The sequence below is a fragment of the Deinococcus roseus genome (assembly GCF_014646895.1).
Classification (GTDB): domain Bacteria; phylum Deinococcota; class Deinococci; order Deinococcales; family Deinococcaceae; genus Deinococcus_C; species Deinococcus_C roseus.
The window spans coordinates 1-1,577 of record NZ_BMOD01000070.1 but is presented as its reverse complement, the minus strand read 5'-3'; the positions used below and the strand labels follow the sequence as shown (position 1 = coordinate 1,577).

The 1,577-nt window shown below is 51.0% G+C and carries 2 protein-coding genes; one reads left to right on the top strand and one right to left on the bottom strand.

The window, feature by feature from the left end:
• Complete coding sequence (locus IEY52_RS26380) at positions 1-1,032, bottom strand: IS4 family transposase (protein WP_189009660.1); 1,032 nt, start codon at positions 1,030-1,032, stop codon at positions 1-3.
• A gap of 142 nt (positions 1,033-1,174) precedes the next feature.
• Between IEY52_RS26380 and IEY52_RS26375 the strand changes: the two genes are divergently transcribed.
• On the top strand, positions 1,175-1,525 hold the full coding sequence (locus tag IEY52_RS26375; RefSeq protein ID WP_189009658.1) for a hypothetical protein: 351 nt from the start codon (positions 1,175-1,177) through the stop codon (positions 1,523-1,525).
• Positions 1,526-1,577: the final 52 nt, after the last annotated feature.

The following is a 1,577-nucleotide window of genomic DNA, read 5'->3' as shown; positions in this document are numbered from 1 at the left end:
CTAAGTACAGGACAAAATTTTGATGGCAGGGGCGTAAAAGCGCCGCTGGGTGAGCACTCTGACCAGGTGCCCCAGGCCTAACCGGAATACACTCTGACTTCTCCGGCCATGCTTTTTGACTTTGATCGGCTTTTTCTGGTGTTCCCATTCCCCCACCATGTACGCCCACACAAATGCTATCCCGACCAGGGTCATCAGGGTTGAGAGCCGTTCTGGACGGGTGAGATGGGTGTCCTCAAAGCGAAACCCTGTTTCCTTGACTGCCGCGAAAAGACATTCAATGGACCATCTCGCTTTGTATTTCTTTAGCGTGTCACAGGCAGAAAAGTCGCTGGCGACCAGAATCCGTTTTCCCTCGGGTGTTCTGGCGGCCACCACCTGCATTTTAGAACCGAAGACCAACACCCTGCGGTAGAGGGAGTAGGTGATCCCTGCTTCGGTGCGCTTAAACCACATCCAGGCTGGGATTCCGCCCACCCGGTCCGTGTCCCTGATGCGAATGCAACGCTTGATGCCCAGCGTTTTCAGTTCTGTAAACCACTCTTCCCCGATAAACTCACGGTCGGCCAGGAGACCCTGAATTCGGGTGACAGGTAAGACCTCGATCAGTTCTCGAATCAGCTCAATTCTAGCCGTCTGGTTGCTGTTTCCCGAGTGTGGGAGGAGTTGCCAGATTAGCGGAAAAGCAATGCCATCTCTGACGGTGGCGATCACCAAGAAGTTGATGTGGGCTTTGCCGAACTGCCAATTCGTTCTGTCCATGGTGAGAAGAAGCTGTCTATCCTTGAAAAATTGGAGCACAAAATCCAAGTAGAGCTGGTGTGGGAAGTCAAAATCGGCGATGAAGCGCCGGATGCGCTTGTAGTTGGACTCAGATGCGGCATTTTTCTTGGACTGGAAACGCTGGGAAATTTTAACGAGATTGACCGTCTCAGACTGGATTAACGCAATAAGGAAGGCAGCCAGGAAGTAAAGACGGGCCTGGTTGAGTGGGAAGGCTTCACGAAGGGTTCTGAGCAAGGTAAAATGCATATGGGCTGACTCCTGAGGTGGTTTCTAGACAAAAACACCGTACAGGATGCAGTCCTATTTTTATACCCCTTTTGGATGGCCACCAGCAGTGGGCCACCAGATAGCTTGAGCAGACCAGGACAACAGATTTGGAGGACAACCTATGGAAATTAAGGATTTAAGCCGTTGCTCCGTTTTGTTTTTGCAGGCGAAACCTCTGTTCATCGAAATCGTGACGAGGGCACCAGAAGCACAGATCGGAGTGAAAGCACCTCTTTTTTTTGATGAAGACAGCCGGGCCCGATTGATTCCAACTCTTGACTCCAGCGAAGGCGAGCAGTTCTGGGCATCGATTGAGGCAATCAAGAATAAGCTGTTAGACGAAGAATTTGCCTCTCTAGGAATCGATCAACAACAGTATGCAGAGTATTCCTTTGATGACCTATTTGAGCTCCACATCCGAGACGAGCTTTCCGCTGTCTGGCTACACGACTGGCGCGCCCGCCTCAAATAGCATTGTTGGCCCGGAGTACCAGGCCATTTTTAGATTTTTGTCCTGTACAGAG